The organism is Rhizobium sp. BK418 (genome assembly GCF_004341105.1).
In the GTDB taxonomy this organism is placed as follows: domain Bacteria; phylum Pseudomonadota; class Alphaproteobacteria; order Rhizobiales; family Rhizobiaceae; genus Rhizobium.
On sequence record NZ_SLZK01000007.1, the window covers coordinates 70,449 to 87,735 of the forward strand.

The following is a 17,287-nucleotide window of genomic DNA, read 5'->3' on the forward strand; positions in this document are numbered from 1 at the left end:
GCAAGCATTGAACAATTGTCATATTTCCTAATTATTCCCGATAGGAAGCAACCCATGAGGAGCCAGTGGCATGAAGATTGCGGTGATGGGCGGAGACGGATTCATCGGTTGGCCAACTTCGCTACATCTCTCCGATGCCGGGCATGACGTCCACATCCTCGACAATCTCTCCCGCCGCTGGATCGACACCGAACTCGGAGTCCAGTCTCTGACGCCGATGGATTCCATTCAGGAGCGTACCCGCATCTGGCACGCGGAAACCGGCCGACGGATCCACTTCAATCTCATCGATCTCGCCCGCGACTACGAGCTCCTGAAAAAGTGGCTCGCAGAAAATCGGCCGAATGCGATCATCCATTTTGCCGAGCAGCGCGCCGCCCCCTATTCGATGAAGAGCGACCGCCACAAGAACTACACGGTCAACAACAATGTCAGCGCCACGCATAATCTCTTGAACGCGCTGGTCGAGCTGCAGCTCGACGCCCATCTGATCCACTTGGGCACCATGGGCGTCTACGGCTATTCGACGGTTGGTGCCGCGATCCCGGAAGGTTATCTGCCCGTCGGCATCGAGACGATGGGCGGCGAGACCGTCTCCCAGGAAATCCTCTACCCGTCCAATCCCGGCTCGATCTACCACATGACCAAGTGCCTGGATCAGCTGCTTTTCCAATTCTATGCCAAGAACGATGGCCTCAGAATTACCGATCTACATCAGGGCATCGTCTGGGGCACGCATACTGAACAGACGCGCCGCCATCCGCAGCTCATCAATCGTTTCGACTATGATGGCGACTATGGCACGGTGCTGAATCGCTTCCTGATTCAGGCAGCCATCGGCTATCCGCTGACCGTGCATGGCACCGGTGGCCAGACACGCGCCTTCATCCATATCCAGGATTCGGTCCGTTGCATCGAGCTGGCACTGATGAACCCACCCGCCGCCGGCTCGCGGGTCGAGATCTTCAACCAGATGACGGAAACCCATCGCGTGCGCGATCTCGCCGAAATGATCGCCAGGATGAGCGGCTCCGAAATTGCCTGGCTACCCAACCCGCGCAAGGAAGCTGCCGAAAACGACCTGGTCGTCAAGAACGACAAGTTCCTCGGTCTCGGCCTCAATCCGATTACCCTGCAGGCAGGGCTGCTCGATGAAATCGTCGAAGTTGCCAAAAAATTTGCCTACCGCGTCGATCGCTCCCGCGTCCCGGCCGTGTCAGCCTGGACAAAGGATATCGCTGCGACGATCAATCATGATCCGGAAGGCAAACGGCTGAAGTCGGTATCATGATCACCGCTTTTATCTTGAACCGCCGGCCGCGGGGAGTTGAGGGTGCTTGCGGGAGCGCCCGCTGTCCATGATCCCTGCGCCGCACTTCGCCTACGTCACACTCGTCACGAATGCCGATTACGCCATGGGCGCAACCGCGCTAGTGAACTCCCTGCGCCGCACCGGCACCCAAGCCGCCATCGTGGTGCTCCATACCGGCGGTGTCGACGCTACCGCCCTGGCACCGCTGAAGGCTAACGGTTGCCGTCTGATCGAAGTCGAACATCTGCCATTGTCGGACGCTTTCAACGAACGCCATGCCCGCGGAAATCTCCACTCGGCCGCCCCCTTTATGAAAGGCCGCAAGCCGGCCTTTCATTCACCGCTCGACAATTTCTGCAAGCTCCGCCTCTGGCAGCTCGTCGAATATGAGCGCTGCGTTTTCATCGATGCCGATGCGATCGTCCTGAAGAATATCGACAAGCTCTTCGCCTACCCGGAATTCTCCGCGGCGCCGAACGTCTACGAGAGCCTTGCCGACTTCCACCGCATGAATTCCGGGGTCTTTGTCGCCCGCCCTTCGGAAGAGACCTTTCGGCGGATGCTCGAACTCCTGGATCGGTTCGACATCTTCTGGCGGCGCACTGACCAGACCTTCCTCGAAACATTCTTTCCCGACTGGCACGGCCTGCCGGTATATTTCAACATGCTGCAATATGTGTGGTTCACTATGCCCGCCCTCTGGGACTGGAAGAGCATTTCGATCCTGCATTATCAGTATGAAAAACCGTGGGAAAAAGATCATCCGAAGGCAACGAGACTACAACCCTTGATCGATTTTTGGCATGATTTTCATACTGGGAGTTATGTGCCGGAGATTGGATCTCTGGCCAATCCGGAGGTCGTATGAAAGTACTGGTATCAGGCGGAACGGGTCTTGTCGGACGTTATATCGTCGAAGAACTGCTTTCCGCCGGATACCATGTGATCGTCGGTGCGCGGCATGCGCCCCTTCCCCGTTTCTTCTCCCGCCCGGTCGATTTCGCCCCGCTTTCGCTCGACCCGAATGAGAACGATATCGGCGCTTTCGATGATGCCTATTTCTTTGTGCACGCAGCCTTCAGCCATGTCGCTGGAAAATATCGTGGCGGCGAGGGCGATGATCCCAAAGCCTTTCGGCGACTGAACCTCGATGGCACCGTCAAGCTTTTCGACGAGGCTAAGCGCGCTGGCACCCGCCGTTGCATCTTCATCTCCAGCCGCGCCGCTTATGGCGGGCATGCGCCGGGGACCGAACTTTTCGAAACGACGTCATCCATGCCGGAAACGCTCTACGGACAGGTCAAGCTCGATGCGGAGCGAGCTCTTGCACATCTTTCCGGTCCCGGCTTTACGGGAGCGAGCCTGAGGGCAACAGGCGTTTATGGCGATCACGCACCGAACAAATGGGACGGGTTGATCGACGACTATCTTAGCGGACAGCCTGTTTCCCCGCGCGCCGGAACCGAAGTGCATGGCCGCGATCTCGGCCGTGCCGTGCGACTGATGCTCGAAACCGAAACGACCCGGATCTCCGGCGAGGTCTTCAATGTCTCGGATATCGCCGTCGATACGAGAGATATACTCTCTCCGATCCGGCAACACGTCGACTGTCCCTTCCCGTTGCCCGAAGCAGCGGACAAGACGGACCTTTGCTCCATGAACACGCACAAGATCGCAGCGCTCGGCTGGACTCCCGGCGGCAGGCCTCTTTTCGAGCAGACGATGCAGCATTTGGCCAAGGCAAAATCGACAACATGGCCAAGTTCCACGCAAGCCTGATCGGGCAGAGTGCGCTCCAAATGTAACCGGGAAGTATTCTATGCAGCTCGCAACCGTTTCGGCGTCCTCCATTCTGCGCGGCGCCATGCCGGCACAATCCGGCGTTTCGTCCACCGGCGAAGAGCCTGATACCGGCGTGTTGAAGATCCAGCGACAATCGCTTGCACTGGAGCAGGTGCGCAACTCGCTCGCAAGCTCCGCTGACGATGCGAAGAGCCGCGCCCAGCGCAAGCTTGAAGATGCCAAGCAGGAACTGCAGGCGCTGAAGACGGCCGGCTTCCCACCGGAGGTGATCGCCCGTCTTGCCGCCGAGCTTGCTCGCAAGGTCGGCGCTGCGGCTTCCGAATTTGCCTCGGCCGTTGCCACCGGCGGCTCTTCCGGCGCAGCCACGTCAGCTTCCTCTACCGCTTCGGCCGCCGCGACGACCGATGCCGCCGAGATTGCGACGGCCGATGCTGTCGCAAGCGATGCGACGGCCTCCGCCGAGACAACGCAGGATACCGAAACGAGGACGGGAGAAACACAAGACAGCACGAATGCTGCGCAAACGGATGGTGCGGCTCACGCACGCAGAGCCTATCAGGAGATCGTGGAAGATGGCCTGAAATCGTCCACGATTTCCACCGATGACCGCAAGACGATGGAAGAATTCAAATCCATCGTCCGTGAGTTGAAGCAGGTCCTCGAAAAAGCCATGCGTGATCTGCGCGAGAAAAACCGCGATGCTGCCGCCGAAGGTGCAATCGGTGCTGCCCAATCGGCCGTGACCAGTCTGTCGGCAACAGTACCGACAGCGACAATCCCTTCGAGCATCGTCGTCTAGGCCTTGGGCGCTGCCGCTTGCGGCAGGAAGTAGATCGTCGCCTGGTTGACGAGCAGCACCAGGCAGGCAGCAAAGACAGTTGCAAACAGCCTGTCCAGCAGCGCTGAAGCCGGCAGGGAATGATCGGCACTTCCCATGGCCATCATCATCAGCGGTGTCATGACGATCGAATAGGCAAGATAATTCCTGGCCCGCAGGAAAGGCCTAGCGCCACCTAGCAAGGCGACACTGAGCACATCGGCCCAGGCCGGCAGGGCGAGGAACGATAGCACTCCCGCGCACAGGACGCCGAAGAGCACGCCAATCACCCTTTGCGTGGTCTTGAGCGGCAAACGTTCGGGCCTCCGCTCGATCAGCAGCACAAGCGCCAGTGCTGCCCAGTGAACGTCATGATCGGGAAAGAACAGGTGAATGACCGATACGGCGCCGAGGCAGGAGACCAGCCGGGCGGGATATTGCCAACCAGCCGCCTCCATCAGCGAGCGCCGCAGCCGGTTGAACTTCTGTTTCGCCGTCGGCTTGCGCTCCTCCTCGGCCTCTTCTGCCGCGTGACCGCGGATATATTCGACGACACCGGCCATCAGCATGTGAAGAACGACAGCGAAAAGCGCGCCGCCGACGACAACGGCAAAGATGAGCAGCGGATCTGCCGTGGTAGTCGAGACGATGCCGCCGACCATGACAAGATAGAAGACAAACCGCATCGAGGCCGCGACCATCGCCCGATCGAAGCCGCCGATAACGCCGGCGAGCCCAGCGATCAGCAATAGGCCGATCTGCCCCGCACTGCCCAGCTGTGCGAACCCGCAGGCAAGTCCAGCCGCCAGCATCAGCACCAGTAAGGCGGCCCCTCCGCTTGCCGCTTGCGCCCTTAGTCGGCCATGCGATACCGTTCCGCTCATTGCCATGCCGCCGATTAGGCCGAGCCCCGTATGGTGGCCCCTCGCCGCAAGCAACGCCGGAACGGCCATGGCAAGCGCTGAGACGGCAATTTCGATCGCCGTCACTTCCTTTTCAGTCGACCAGCGAAAGGCTCCGGCAACGTGATTGAGTGTCTTTTCCATCAACCGTCTCTCTGGTTCGTGATCGGGTTTGAGAGAAATAATACGCAGTGCGTACTATATGTCCAGTAGCAGCGACGCACCTGCGACACTCATCCTGCGTTCCGTCCTGCTGCTTGGCCGCCGGCTGCGTGCCGCGCGGCCCGAAGGTCCGCACAGCCTGTCGACCATCGCGATCCTCGCTACCCTTCATCGCCTGGGACCGATGCCAGCCTGGCGGCTTGCTCTCGAAGAGCATCTGCAGCCGCAATCAGTAACCCGCATCATCGCCGCCCTCGAGCGCGACGGGCTGATCGACCGAACGCGCAGCGAAGCCGACCGCCGCGAGATAGAACTCTCGATTACGCCGCATGGCCGCAGAGTGTTGTCGGACGACATCGGCGCCCGCCGTGCATGGCTGGAAAAGGCGATGGACGACAGCCTGACCCCAGAAGAACGTAAAACCCTGTTGGAAGCGTCGGAAATCATGCTCAAGCTTGCCTATGCAAATCCTGAGAATGAGACGCAAACAGGCGAAAAATAGGTCCTTTTTGCCTGTTGCTGTTTCGGGAGAGCGGCTATCTTTGCCGGATAACAATATGGAAGCTTAAATGACACCGAAGGAATTAAAGGCCCAGTTGCGCGCCCATCGTCTGGCGCTTCGCGACGCCATCCCGGCCGAATTGCGCGCCGCCAAAAGCCTCGACATGGCCGCCCACGCCGGCGATGCGATTGCCTTCGAGCCCGACACCATCGTTTCCGGCTTTCTACCCATCCGCTCTGAGGCCGACCTGCGGCCGCTGATGGCACGGTGGCGAGGACGCGGAGCCCGCCTCTGTGTGCCCGCAATTATCGACAAGCAAACCATCGTCTTTCGGGAACTTGTCCACGGTGCAGCCCTTATCAGCACCGGCTTTGGGACTGTCGGCCCCACCGAGGACGCGCCTGCGCTCGATCCTGATATCATGCTCGTTCCGCTATCCGCGTTCGATTCCCGCGGACATCGCATCGGCTATGGCGCCGGCTATTACGACCGCGCAATTCACCGTCTCCGGCAAAAAGGCCTGTCTCCGAAGCTGATCGGCATTGCATTCGACTGCCAGGAAGTGGCAGAGGTACCCGCTGAGCCGCATGACATAAGCCTGGATGCCATCCTGACGGAAAGCGGCCTGCGCCATTTTACCTCACGGATTGGATAGGGAATGCGACTGCTATTTCTGGGTGACATGGTCGGCAAGACGGGACGCACGGCGGTATGGGACCGCCTGCCCGGCCTGGTTTCCGACCTGAAGCTCGACTTCGTGATCGTCAACGGCGAGAATGCCGCCGGCGGCTTCGGCATCACGGAAGACATTTTTCTGGAGACGATCAATGCCGGCGCCGATGTCGTAACGACGGGGAACCACGTCTGGGATCAGAAGGATGCCGTCGCCTTCGCCGGCCGCCACGATCAGTTCCTGCGTCCGGCAAACTATCCGCAAGGGACACCGGGCCGCGGCTCCGGCCTTTTTTATGCCCGCAATGGCGCGCGCGTGCTTGTTGCCAACATCATGGGCCGCGTCTTCATGCATCCGGAGCTTGATGATCCCTTCAAGGCTGCCGAAACGATCCTTGACGCCTGTCCGCTGAAGGAGCAGGCCGATGCAATCATCTTCGATTTCCACGCGGAAGCGACGAGCGAGAAGCAGTGCTTCGGTCATTTTGTCGACGGCCGCGCCAGCTTCGTCGTCGGCACCCACACCCATGTGCCGACTGCCGATGCGCAGATCCTGAATGGTGGCACCGCGTATATGTCGGATGCCGGCATGTGCGGCGATTACGATTCATCCCTCGGCATGGACAAGGAAGAGCCGCTCAATCGCTTCATCTCCAAGATGCCGAAGGGCCGCATGGAGGCGGCGACAGGCCCTGCCACGATCTGCGGCGTCGGCGTGGAGATCTCCGATGCGACGGGTCTGGCGGCAAAGATTGCGCCCTTGCGTCTCGGTCCGAGACTTGCCGAGACGATCCCGGAGTTCTGGCGCTAACACGCAATTGTGAGCGTGCTTCGGCTGGACCGCTGCGACGGCTTGCCGCATCCTCACGGCGTCGTGAAAGCGCCGGAGGGGTGGCATGAAGCCGCATCATCTTGTCCTCGCTATCGCATGCCTTGGGGTCTTCACCGCAGCGATTTCTGCCCAAGCCCAGGAGGAGCGACGGCCTGTGAGCCAGTGCCAGGCCATCGCGCAAAATATTCCCGAGGCGACCTTTGCGAGCTTCTCAGGGATCGCGCCGGTGATACCGGCAGTCTCCGAGGACGAGGATGTCAGACTAACCTATCTCGGCCATTCAACTTTCGAGATCGACACACCCGGCGGCATCGTTATCGCCACCGATTATAACGGCTGGTACAAGCCGGCAGTGACGCCCGATGTCGTCACGATGAACAAGGCGCATCCGACGCACTATACATTGACACCGGATCCAGATATCAAACATGTGCTGCACGGCTGGAGCGACGTCCCCGGTGAAAAGGCTAAAATCAACCTCGTCGTCGGCGACGCCTATATCCGCAATGTCACGACGGATATCCGCTTCAGCTACGGGCTCGGTGGATCGCAGCTGGACGGCAATTCCATTTTCATCTTTGAAATCGCCGGCCTCTGCATCGGCCATCTTGGCCATCTGCATTACGAGCTGACCGATACGCATTATACAGAAATCGGCAGGCTCGACGTGGTCATGGTGCCGGTCGACGGCGGCCTCACGATGGGCGCAGATAGCATGAGCCGGGTCATCAAACGACTGCGCTCGTCGCTAATCTTGCCAATGCATCGCCGCGGTCCGCCGGTCAACGCTTTCATCTCGATGTTTGGCAACGGCTTCGACGTCAATTATGCGCCTGACAACAGCATCACCGTTTCGCTGCGCACATTGCCGAAAAAGCCCCTGATTTATGTGATGAAGGACGTACAGTAAAGCCCGGACTGTGCCGGGCCTTTGGCTCATGCAAATTGCAGGTGCCGCTTGATGCCGACGTCGGCCATCTTCTCCTCGTCGAAATTGGCTTTGGCGATCTCCCAGCCGAATTTCAGCGTGCTGCCGGTCGAGACCCATATATCGGCGTCATCGACATGCATGGCAAGCATCGTCAGCTTCGGATCCTTCTTGCCGCCTTCGTACCAAGCGGCCACGATGGAGTTCCAATACTCCTCGATCTTCAAGGGATCCGGACGCACCTCGATAACTCCGGACAGGCAGGCATGATAATCATGGTTCTTGCCAATAACGCAAAAATGCGCGCGGCTGCCGGGCTTGATCATCTGCACGAGTTCGGCATCCGTCTTTGTATAGAACCAGATCGTGTTGGTGGTCGGATCGACATTCGGAGCCATTGGCTGCATATGCATGTCGACAGCAGCAAGGCTGAGCATGCCGGCATGAATGTCGTTGATCTGGTCCCAGAGCTGGCGTGCTGGTTGTTCGCGGGCTTCGCTGAAGCTTGCCATTGCCGTTCCTTTCCTGCAGGTGTTATCCGGTTGAAAACGTCGCCTCTCAGGCTTTGTTCCGCCGCCTGCCAAGCTATGGGGGCAGGGCCGAATGGCTGCTTTTTCCTTGAATATCGCCCTTTCCGATCTTATAAGGCGGCCCATTCCGAACAATGAGACGTGAACAGGGGTGCCATGGCTGGCCATTCACAGTTTAAAAACATCATGCACCGCAAGGGCCGGCAGGATTCCGTGCGGTCGAAAATGTTCTCCAAACTCGCGCGCGAAATCACCGTTGCCGCCAAGGCAGGTCTGCCTGATCCCTCGATGAACGCCCGCCTGCGCTTGGCGATCCAGAACGCCAAGGCCCAGTCGATGCCGAAGGACAATATCGACCGCGCCATCAAGAAGGCATCCGGCGCCGACACCGAGAACTACGACGAAGTTCGCTATGAAGGCTACGGCCCGGGCGGCACGGCGATCATCGTTGAAGCCCTGACCGACAACCGCAACCGCACGGCCTCCAACGTCCGCTCGATGTTCACAAAGGCTGGTGGCGCCCTCGGTGAAACCGGCTCGGTTTCCTTCTCATTCGATCATGTCGGCGAAATCACCTACAAGCTGTCTGCCGGCGATGCCGACAAGATCATGGAAGCCGCGATCGAAGCCGGCGCAGATGACGTCGAGACCGACGAGGAAGGCCATTACATCACGACCGCCTTCGAATCGCTCGGCGAAGTCGCCAAAGCTCTCGAAGCTTCCCTCGGCGAAGCTGAGACCGTAAAGGCTGTCTGGCGCGCGCAGAACAATGTCCCCGTCGACGAAGAAAGAGCCCAGTCGCTTCTAAAGCTCATCGACTCGCTCGAAGACGATGACGACGTTCAGAACGTCTACTCGAACTTCGAAGTCTCCGAAGAAGTTCTGGCCAAGCTTTCGGCTTAAGCCATCAGGATATGGAAGCGAAAAACCCGGCCATTCCGCCGGGTTTTTGTTTGCCGGCATATCACGGCGACTAGGCCGCGGCCCGCATAAAATTGCTAAGCCCGGCAAAGAGCTCCACAGATTTCAACCGCGCCTCGATATCGTGGATGGGCATGGAGATGATGACCTCATCCGCTTGCGTCTCCTTCAGGAATTCATTGAGCTGGGCTTCGGCCGTAGCCGGCGAACCGACCACGGCATAACGCAGCGTGTGCTCCACATTCATCTTTTCCATCGGCGACCAGAAGGCATCCATATCCTTGACCGGCCGCGGGAAAGGCCCTCGCACATTGCGCCACAGATTGACGAACTGTTGCTGGGCCGAGGTGAAGTGATACTGCGCCTCCTCGTCCGTCTCGGAAACGGCACCCATGACACCGACCATCACATAGGGCTTGTCGAGCTCGGTCGAGGGCTGGAAGCGGTCGCGGTAGATTGCGATCGCATCGAGCAGCATATCGGGCGCAAAATGCGAGGCGAAGGCAAAGGGCAGACCGAGCATGGCTGCGAGTTGGGCGCTGTAGAGGCTGGAGCCAAGCAGCCAGATCGGGATGTGCGAGTTGTTGCCAGGTACGGCAAGGATCGCCTGGTTTTCGATTGGTGTTCCGAGAAGCTGCTGCAGCTCCACCACGTCATTGGGAAAACTGTTTGCGCCGGCATCGAGGTTTCGACGCAGCGCCTGCGCCGTGCGCATGTCCGTGCCCGGTGCGCGGCCAAGGCCGAGATCGACGCGGCCGGGAAACAGTGCTTCCAGCGTGCCAAACTGCTCGGCGATAACAAGCGGCGCGTGGTTCGGCAGCATGACACCGCCCGACCCGATACGGATCGTCTTCGTCACCGCCCCGATCTGCCCGAGAATGACTGACGTCGCTGCACTCGCAACACCTGGCATGCCATGATGCTCCGCCATCCAGAAACGCGTGTAGCCGAATTCCTCCGCCTTCTGCGCCATACGCTTCGACGCCGCGAAGGATTGGCTGATGGTCGTGCCGTCTGCCACAGGGGAAAGATCGAGAATGGAAAAGGGAACCATGGAAACCTGCCGCGCAATATGGAAGTGCGGTTTATGTAGGTTCGCTGTAGCGCTATTCCAAATCGCAGCTAACAAAAGCCGCCGCAAGGAATGGCTGTCATTCGTCGAAAGCCGGTGAGAATTTCAATGCGCCTGATGGCGGCGATCCCCTGAAAACAATCCGCTGAACGTAGTGCGTGTCGAGATCGCCATAAGTCAGCTTTCCATCGCTCTCGAAACCGACGCCGTGATAGACTGATGGATTGCCGATCAGCGCACAGCCGAAGGCACCCCGCTCTCTTAACAGATCGAGGCCTTTCAGGATCAGCTCTCTACCGATCCCCTGTCTCTGCCGCTCCGGCTTTACCGAAATCGGCCCGAGCCCATACCATCCATGCCTGATGTCGCCCACGGTGATCGGCGAGAACGCGACATGGCCGACAATCTCTCCACTCTCTTCCGCGACCAGCGACAGCGTCAGATCACCCGACGCGCGAAGATCCCTGACGATCCGCGCTTCAGTGTTGTTGCTGTAAGGCATCGGCTCGAATGCCACCCACGTCAGCTCGTGAATGGCATCCGCATCCTCGGGCCTTTCGAAGCGGATCAGCATGATGCGATCAGGCCCGCTTGCGCAGCTGGCGCACCTCGGCGCTGTGCCGCTGATATCCTTCAGCAAGGGTGAAGTTGCCGAGCTGGCGGTCCATTTCTACAGCTTCGGTCGCCAAACGATGAATCGCAGCCGTCGTCTCCTCGACCATCGCAGCATTCTGTTGGGTCATGGAATCGAGTTCGGCGACCGAGCTGTTGATCTGTCGCAGCGTATCGGCCTCCTCGCGGGTGGATTCCATGATCTCGTTGATCTGGCCGTTGATGGCCTCCACATGGCCGCCGATGCCGGTGAGCGCCACCCCCGCCCTTTCGACCAGCGCCACACCGCTTTCGACCTCATGCGTGGATTTCTGCAGCAGGCTGGAGATTTCCTTGGCCGCACTCGACGAGCGCTGCGCGAGCTCGCGCACTTCCATGGCGACGACTGCAAAACCCTTACCGCTTTCGCCGGCGCGCGCTGCTTCGACGCCAGCATTCAGGGCCAGCAGGTTAGTCTGGAAGGCGATATCGTCGATAACAGAGATGATGGTATTGATCTGGCGCGAAGAGGCCTGGATCGCTTCCATTGCCGCAATCGTCTCGCGCATGATCTGGCTGGAGCCGACCGTTTCCTTCTTGGCGTCGCGGGCGATCCGCTCAGCCTGTTCGGCCCGTTCGATCTGTACGCGCACCGACTGGGTAATCGCGCTGATTGCGTTGGCCGTCTCAGTGATCGAGCTTGCCTGCCGCTCGGTGCGGCCGGCCAGTTCATCCGCACCCGTGCGCATCTCCTCCGAGCCGGCGCGCACAGCCATGGAATTCCCGCCGATCGCCATCATCGTTTCGCTGAGTGTTGCCAGCGCCTCGTTGAAGTTCACGCGCAGGCTTTCGAGCTCGCCTGGGAAACGGGTTTCGATCTGATAGGCAAGATTGCCGCTCGCCAGCTGATGAAGCCCATCATCGAGCGCTGCGACGACCTTCTGCAGGCTGCGAGCTTCCGCCTCGCGCTGCGCAAGATTCTGCTGGCGCTCGCTTTCGGCACGCGCACGCGTCTGCTCGCTCGCGGCCTCGAGTTGACGGCCTTCGATCAGCGACTGCTTGAAACGATCAAGCGCCTTGGCCATCGTGCCGATCTCATCCTTGCGTTTCTGACTGCCGATCTCGACTTCCAGTTTGCCGTCAGCCACTTCCCGGGTCACACCAGCCAGACGGGCGAGCGGAGAGAACAGGAGGTTGGTGATGAGCCCCGTGGCAATGGCCATAACGATCAGAACGCCGATGCCGATCCACGTCAGCAACGTGGCGATCTCGATGGAGCCGGCATTCAATTCGCTGAGCAGCACGCTCTCAAGGACAAGGAAACGGTCGCCGCGATAGTCGATGCCGCGCACATAGGCGCGCGCCGACCCATCGGCACGGTCGAAATCTGCAACCGTCATCGCCGCGGTCGCAAGTGCATCCTTGATAAACGTGAAGGGGGCTGTATCGAGCGTTGCAAGTTGGCCGGATGCATTGAGACCGACAGCCGAACCGTCAGCCGATATGATCGCCGCCTGGGCCGTGCTTCCCGACACGATACCCTTTACTAGAACACCGGTGACGATATCGTCACGCACCTTGAACAGCATCAGGCCTTTCGCTTGGCCGAGCTTGACGATTGGTACTGCATAGAAGATCGCCGACTTGCCGCTCTTCGCGTCGACACGCAGACCGGAGAAGGCTGTCGGCGCGGAATCGTCAGTCGCCTTGGCGGTATTTTCGATCGCCTTGGCATAGGCGATGCCGGCACCGGTCGACTTCCAGGCATCCGATTTCAGGTTTTCGGCAAAGTCGTCGTTCTTTTTGTAGGAATAAAGCACCGTGCCGTCGAGATCGACGATCAGGAGATCGTTGAAGGCGGTGTCGGCGAGGTCGCGGGCCACTTCGCCCTGCGTTTTCTCATGGCTCGAATAGTAGAAACCGCTCGGCCCCTCGGGCTTGACGAGCTTTTCGCGCTGGTCGGCCGGATTCGGGTTGTCTGTGATGAAGACCTTCTTCAGTTCGCCCCGCGCATCGCCGGAGCTTTTCTCCATCGTCTTCCAGCCGCTCTTCAGATTGGTGATCGACATTTGCAGCGCTTCGATGCGCGCAATGGAGGTCGCCTGATTTTCGAGCTGTGCGAGCTGATCCTGCAACATATCGCCGCGGAAGATCAGCACACTCTCCTTCGCCTTCAGGGCCTGCTGGTCGGAAACGCGGCTGCTGGCGAAGTAGGCAAGGATATTGATCACTGCGACCGAAAGCGTGGTCAGCAGGATGAAGGTGGCGATCACCTTGAAGGACAGGGACTGAAATCTCTGAGCCATGAAAAACGAACCCTTCCGGAACGGCACTGCCGGTCGGGAAATCCCCGTCCGGCCGACCTGTAAACAGAACATCGGAGGCCTTGAGCTCTTTAGGAAGCGGGCCTCTCTCGCATTTGATGGATTAGAATTCGTGCATCCGGTTTAATTCGCGGTAAATGCCGCGCGAAAACCAGGTGTGTTTTCGCTTTGTTCACATATCGATGGCACTTATTCCGCCTCCGCTATAGGGTGAACCATGCAAAATACGATTCGCATCATCGGTATCGATCCCGGCCTTCGCCGCACCGGATGGGGCATCATCGATACGCTCGGCAATTCGCTGCGCTTCGTTGCCTCGGGGACAGTGACTTCAGATGGCGACATGGACCTTGCTTCACGCCTCTGCCAGCTGCACGACGGCCTTGCCGATGTCGTCCATTCCTACAAGCCGGATGAAGCCGCTGTGGAACAGACATTCGTCAACAAGGACGCGGTGGCAACCCTGAAGCTCGGCCAGGCCCGCGGCATCGCCATGCTGGTGCCGGCCCGTGCCGGTCTTCCAGTATCTGAATATGCGCCCAACGCGGTGAAGAAGACCGTCATTGGCGTCGGCCATGGCGAGAAGCAGCAGATCCATATGATGCTGAAGATCCTGATGCCGAAGGCGGAGTTCAAGGGCAATGACGCCGCCGATGCCTTGGCGATCGCCATCTGTCACGCCCATCACCGCGGCGGAAACCGCATGCGCCAGGCCATAGCCGACACTCCCGCAACCCATCCCTGACGGAAAAAGATCATGATCGGCAAGCTGAAAGGCACGATAGACGAGATCGGCGATGATTATGTGCTCGTGGATGTGCATGGCGTCTGCTACGTCGCCTATTGCTCGGCGCGCACGCTTTCTAAGCTCGGCTCCGTTGGAGAGGCCTGCGTACTTTTCATCGAAACCTACGTGCGTGAGGACCAGCTGAAGCTCTTCGGCTTCCAGACCCAGCTCGAACGCGAATGGTTCAATCTGCTGCAGAGCGTTCAGGGGGTCGGTGCCAAGGTGGCGCTCGCCGTGCTCTCGGCACTGACGCCTCCCGAACTTGCCAATGCGATTGCTCTGCAGGACAAGGCCGCAGTCTCCCGCGCTCAGGGCGTCGGCCCCAAGGTCGCTGTGCGCATCGTCACCGAACTTAAGAACAAGGCTCCCGCTTTTGCCGGCGAGGCGATCAATATCGGCCTCAAGCAGGAGATCGGCGAAGGCGTGGCCGCCGCCCCTGTTGCCGACGCTGTTTCGGCGCTGACCAATCTCGGCTATTCCCGCGACCAGGCTGCCAACGCAGTTGCCGCCGCCATGAAGACCGCCGGAGAAGATGCAGACAGCGCCAAACTGATTCGCCTCGGCCTCAGGGAGCTCTCGCGTTGACGCTCCGGCAGGGTGTCAATGGCGGCCGCTTAGTGTATGGACTTGAGCAAGCTTTGAACGGAAATGCCTGATGACTGATGCCCGCCTGATAACGCCGGAAAAGCGTGGCGAAGACCTGGATACCACGTTGCGCCCGCAATCGCTGGACGAGTTCACCGGCCAGGCGGAGGCGCGCGCCAACCTCAAGATCTTCATCGAAGCGGCCAAGAACAGAGGCGAGGCATTGGACCACGTTCTCTTCGTCGGCCCGCCCGGCCTTGGCAAGACGACGCTGGCGCAGATCATGGCGAAGGAGCTTGGCGTCAACTTCCGCTCGACCTCCGGCCCTGTCATCGCGAAGGCCGGCGATCTGGCTGCTCTGCTGACCAACCTCGAAGAGCGCGACGTGCTCTTCATCGACGAAATCCACCGCCTCAACCCGGCGGTCGAGGAAATCCTTTATCCGGCGATGGAAGATTTCCAGCTGGATCTCATTATCGGCGAGGGCCCGGCCGCCCGCTCGGTGAAGATCGATCTGTCGAAGTTCACTCTGGTTGCCGCCACCACCCGCCTCGGCCTGCTGACCACGCCGTTGCGTGACCGCTTCGGCATTCCGGTGCGCCTCTCTTTCTATACCGTGGAAGAGTTGGAACTCATTGTTCGCCGCGGCGCCCGCCTGATGGGCCTTGCCATGACGGATGATGGCGCCCGCGAGATCGCGCGGCGTGCCCGTGGCACACCACGCATCGCAGGACGCCTGCTGCGCCGCGTACGCGATTTCGCCGAGGTTGCCAGAGCCGAGGCCGTCACCCGCGAGATCGCCGACGAGGCGCTAACCCGCCTTCTGGTGGACAATATGGGCCTCGACCAGCTCGACAAGCGCTATCTCAACATGATCGCCGTGAATTTCGGCGGCGGTCCGGTCGGTATCGAAACCATTGCCGCTGGCCTCTCCGAGCCGCGGGATGCGATCGAGGATATTATCGAGCCCTACATGATCCAGCAGGGGTTCATCCAGCGCACACCGCGTGGTCGCGTTCTCACCGCAATCGCGTGGAAACATCTCGGCATGCAGCCACCGAAGGATATGGAGGCTGCACAGTTCGGGCTGTTCCGGGAGGACGATTGATTGATCAGCCGGCGCGGCTTTCTCAAATTGGCAGGCAGCAGTTTTGCCGGCCTCATGGCACTCGGCGGATATGCCTTCGCCTATGAGCCGCTGGCCCGATTGAGAGTTTCTCGTTATGCCCTAACCCCGCCGGGATGGACGTCCGGCCTGAAGCTGCGGCTTGTCGCATTGGCTGATTTCCACGCCTGCGAACCCTGGATGTCGGCGGCCCGCATCGCCTCGATTTGTGCCCGTGCCAACGAGCTGAAGGGCGACATTACGGTCCTGCTTGGCGACTATGCGGCCGGCATGAATATGGTGACGGGTCATGTTCATTCCAGTGAGTGGTCAAAGGCGCTCGCGACGCTTAGAGCCCCGCTCGGCGTCCACGCGATCATGGGCAACCATGATTGGTGGGAGGACAAGACCGCGCAGAGGAATGGCGGGGGCGATACTTTCGGACATAGGGCTTTGGCCGAGGCCGGTATTCCCGTCTACAGCAATCGCGTCATCCGGCTGGAAAAGGACGGGCATGGCTTTTGGCTGGCGGGGCTGGAAGACCAACTGGCGCTCCTGCCGAGCAGGAAACGAGGCCGCAGCCAGATCCAGGGTCTCGATGATCTCGAAGGAACGCTTGAGCAGATTTCCGATGACGCACCCGTTGTTCTGCTTGCTCATGAGCCTGATATTTTTCCGCGCGTGCCCGAGCGAGTGTCGCTTACTCTATCTGGCCATACGCATGGAGGGCAGATCCGCTTTCTCGGCTATTCGCCGGTCGTGCCCTCACGCTATGGCGATCGTTACGCCTATGGCCATGTTGTTGAGAACGGCCGAAACATCATCGTTTCCGGCGGGCTCGGCTGCTCCATCGCGCCTGTGCGTTTCGGCGTTCCGCCGGAGATAGTGGTCATCGATCTCGGATAATATCATGTCCAAGAGAACCGTCGTTCGCCTCAATGCAGGCAGCCATCGCTTCAACTACCGCATCGCCGGGCTCGGTTTTCGCGACGGGCATGTGCTTGTCCATCGCGCCGTTCACGAACCTTTCTGGACTTTTCCAGGCGGCCGCGCCGAAATTGGTGAAACCTCGGAGGAAACGCTGAAGCGGGAAATGATGGAGGAACTCGGTGTCGAAGTGACTGTCGGACGCCTGCTCTGGAGCGTCGAGAATTTCTTCCATTACGAAGGTCGCGACTGGCACGAACTCGGCTTCTACTATCTCATGGAAATCCCGCAGGAATTCCCGTTCCACACAGATGAGATCATTCATCGGGTCGAGGACGGTGACAATCACCTGGAATTCAAATGGGTGTCTGCAACATTCCAGGCCCTGACTGAGCTCGATATTCCGCCCTATTTCATCGCCGGTGAGATCGAAAACCTGCCGACCTCGCCCCGGCACCTGGTCTGGCGCGACGGCGATCTCGACGACAAAGACTAAAGCAACTCCGGCAAAGCTA

The 17,287-nt window shown here is 59.7% G+C and carries 19 protein-coding genes; 14 read left to right on the forward strand and 5 right to left on the reverse strand.

The features are described from left to right. Positions 1-70: 70 nt before the first annotated feature. From EV281_RS24745 to EV281_RS24760, 4 genes are all read left to right on the forward strand, one after another. Positions 71-1,291, forward strand: coding sequence for an NAD-dependent epimerase/dehydratase family protein (locus tag EV281_RS24745; protein WP_132656917.1), 1,221 nt, complete (start codon positions 71-73; stop codon positions 1,289-1,291). Between the two features lie 67 nt (positions 1,292-1,358). Further along, a complete protein-coding gene (locus EV281_RS24750) occupies positions 1,359-2,180 on the forward strand; it encodes a glycosyltransferase (RefSeq protein WP_132656918.1) in 822 nt (273 codons plus the stop codon). Then, positions 2,177-3,091, forward strand: coding sequence for an NAD(P)-dependent oxidoreductase (locus tag EV281_RS24755; protein ID WP_132656919.1), 915 nt, complete (start codon positions 2,177-2,179; stop codon positions 3,089-3,091). Before EV281_RS24750 ends, EV281_RS24755 begins: the two co-directional genes overlap by 4 nt. A 40-nt stretch (positions 3,092-3,131) precedes the next feature. Continuing rightward, entirely contained in the window at positions 3,132-3,914 is a 783-nt protein-coding gene (locus tag EV281_RS24760) for a hypothetical protein (protein WP_132656920.1), read from the forward strand. Here the strand turns inward: EV281_RS24760 and EV281_RS24765 are convergent. After that, positions 3,911-4,978 carry an FUSC family protein gene (locus EV281_RS24765; RefSeq protein WP_132656921.1) on the reverse strand — a complete coding sequence of 356 codons (1,068 nt, stop codon included), beginning with the start codon at positions 4,976-4,978 and terminating at the stop codon, positions 3,911-3,913. The genes EV281_RS24760 and EV281_RS24765 overlap by 4 nt on opposite strands. 58 nt (positions 4,979-5,036) lie before the next feature. Between EV281_RS24765 and EV281_RS24770 the strand changes: the two genes are divergently transcribed. The 4 genes from EV281_RS24770 (at position 5,037) to EV281_RS24785 (ending at position 7,912) form a co-directional block, all read left to right on the forward strand. Continuing rightward, positions 5,037-5,498 (forward strand): MarR family transcriptional regulator, encoded by a 462-nt coding sequence (locus tag EV281_RS24770; protein ID WP_132656922.1) that lies wholly within the window; start codon positions 5,037-5,039, stop codon positions 5,496-5,498. 67 nt (positions 5,499-5,565) lie between these two features. Then, entirely contained in the window at positions 5,566-6,153 is a 588-nt protein-coding gene (locus EV281_RS24775) for a 5-formyltetrahydrofolate cyclo-ligase (protein ID WP_132656923.1), read from the forward strand. A 3-nt stretch (positions 6,154-6,156) separates the two neighbouring features. Next, on the forward strand, positions 6,157-6,981 hold the full coding sequence (locus EV281_RS24780) for a TIGR00282 family metallophosphoesterase (protein WP_132656924.1): 825 nt from the start codon (positions 6,157-6,159) through the stop codon (positions 6,979-6,981). 85 nt (positions 6,982-7,066) lie between these two features. After that, complete coding sequence (locus EV281_RS24785; protein WP_132656925.1) at positions 7,067-7,912, forward strand: MBL fold metallo-hydrolase; 846 nt, start codon at positions 7,067-7,069, stop codon at positions 7,910-7,912. Between the two features lie 26 nt (positions 7,913-7,938). On the opposite strand, the gene EV281_RS24790 is transcribed toward EV281_RS24785, so the two are convergent. Continuing rightward, positions 7,939-8,442: a pyridoxamine 5'-phosphate oxidase family protein gene (locus EV281_RS24790; protein ID WP_132656926.1), complete on the reverse strand. Its 504-nt coding sequence runs from the start codon at positions 8,440-8,442 to the stop codon at positions 7,939-7,941. Positions 8,443-8,616: 174 nt separating this feature from the next. On the opposite strand from EV281_RS24790, the gene EV281_RS24795 reads away from it, so the two are divergent. Further along, on the forward strand, positions 8,617-9,363 hold the full coding sequence (locus tag EV281_RS24795; protein ID WP_132656927.1) for a YebC/PmpR family DNA-binding transcriptional regulator: 747 nt from the start codon (positions 8,617-8,619) through the stop codon (positions 9,361-9,363). Positions 9,364-9,433: 70 nt separating this feature from the next. Here the strand turns inward: EV281_RS24795 and EV281_RS24800 are convergent, their stop codons facing one another. The 3 genes from EV281_RS24800 to EV281_RS24810 all read right to left on the reverse strand — a co-directional run bounded on the left by EV281_RS24800 (position 9,434) and on the right by EV281_RS24810 (position 13,350). Then, positions 9,434-10,435: an LLM class flavin-dependent oxidoreductase gene (locus EV281_RS24800; protein WP_132656928.1), complete on the reverse strand. Its 1,002-nt coding sequence runs from the start codon at positions 10,433-10,435 to the stop codon at positions 9,434-9,436. Between the two features lie 97 nt (positions 10,436-10,532). Continuing rightward, positions 10,533-11,027 (reverse strand): N-acetyltransferase, encoded by a 495-nt coding sequence (locus tag EV281_RS24805; protein WP_132656929.1) that lies wholly within the window; start codon positions 11,025-11,027, stop codon positions 10,533-10,535. 7 nt (positions 11,028-11,034) lie between these two features. Then, the gene (locus EV281_RS24810; protein WP_132656930.1) at positions 11,035-13,350 is read right to left on the reverse strand and encodes a methyl-accepting chemotaxis protein; all 2,316 of its coding nucleotides are present in this window, start codon (positions 13,348-13,350) and stop codon (positions 11,035-11,037) included. Between the two features lie 235 nt (positions 13,351-13,585). On the opposite strand from EV281_RS24810, the gene ruvC reads away from it, so the two are divergent. From ruvC to EV281_RS24835, 5 genes are all read left to right on the forward strand, one after another. After that, positions 13,586-14,113: a crossover junction endodeoxyribonuclease RuvC gene (ruvC, locus tag EV281_RS24815; RefSeq protein WP_132656931.1), complete on the forward strand. Its 528-nt coding sequence runs from the start codon at positions 13,586-13,588 to the stop codon at positions 14,111-14,113. 12 nt (positions 14,114-14,125) lie between these two features. Beyond that, positions 14,126-14,740, forward strand: a complete 615-nt coding sequence (ruvA, locus tag EV281_RS24820) for a Holliday junction branch migration protein RuvA (protein ID WP_132656932.1) — start codon at positions 14,126-14,128, stop codon at positions 14,738-14,740. A 67-nt stretch (positions 14,741-14,807) separates the two neighbouring features. Beyond that, positions 14,808-15,848 carry a Holliday junction branch migration DNA helicase RuvB gene (gene ruvB, locus EV281_RS24825; RefSeq protein ID WP_165911959.1) on the forward strand — a complete coding sequence of 347 codons (1,041 nt, stop codon included), beginning with the start codon at positions 14,808-14,810 and terminating at the stop codon, positions 15,846-15,848. After that, positions 15,849-16,751 carry a metallophosphoesterase gene (locus EV281_RS24830; RefSeq protein ID WP_132656934.1) on the forward strand — a complete coding sequence of 301 codons (903 nt, stop codon included), beginning with the start codon at positions 15,849-15,851 and terminating at the stop codon, positions 16,749-16,751. It abuts the gene before it with no gap. Positions 16,752-16,755: 4 nt separating this feature from the next. Further along, positions 16,756-17,268 carry an NUDIX hydrolase gene (locus tag EV281_RS24835; RefSeq protein WP_132656935.1) on the forward strand — a complete coding sequence of 171 codons (513 nt, stop codon included), beginning with the start codon at positions 16,756-16,758 and terminating at the stop codon, positions 17,266-17,268. Positions 17,269-17,287 lie beyond the last annotated feature (19 nt).